The 598-nt window shown below is 75.1% G+C and carries 1 protein-coding gene; it reads left to right on the top strand.

All coding sequences use genetic code 11. The annotated features are described in order from the left end of the window. Positions 1-598: lytic transglycosylase domain-containing protein (locus tag ACMUOY_RS20575; protein ID WP_413894574.1), on the top strand; the 598-nt coding region annotated here is incomplete at both ends.

Raw genomic sequence — 598 nt, forward strand, 5'->3', positions numbered from 1 at the left:
CGCCGCGAGGCGCGCGAGCAGTTGCGGCTGCTCGCGCAGGCGCCGAGCGCGGCGCTGCATTTCTACGGCCAGCTGGCCGCCGACGAGCTGGGGCTGCACCAAGCGCTGCCGCAGGCGCCCACGCCACCCAGCAGCGCCGAACGCCAGGCGGCGCAGGACCACGCCGGCCTGACGCGCGCGCTGCGCCTCATCGAGCTGGGCCTGCGCAGCGAGGGCGTGCGCGAGTGGAACTTCGCGCTGCGCGACCGGGCCGGCGACGACCGTGCGCTGCTGGCCGCCGCCGCGCGCGCCTGCGCCGCCGCGGTCTGGGACCGCTGCATCAACACCAGCGAGCGCACGCAGAACCTGGTGGACCTGGCGCAGCGCTACCCGATGCCCTACCGCGAGCAGGTGCTGGCGCAGGCACGCGCCGCCGGTCTGGATCCGGCCGACCCCTATGGCCTGATGCGCCAGGAGTCGCGCTTCATCAGCGACGCCCGTTCGGGCGTCGGCGCCTCCGGCCTGATGCAGGTGATGCCGGCCACCGCACGCTGGACGGCGCGCCAGCTCGGCCTGCCCTACAGCCCAGGCGCCCTCAAGGACCTGGACTTCAATCTGC

The organism is Candidatus Skiveiella danica (genome assembly GCF_022705245.1).
Classification (GTDB): Bacteria; Pseudomonadota; Gammaproteobacteria; order Burkholderiales; family Burkholderiaceae_C; genus Skiveiella; species Skiveiella danica.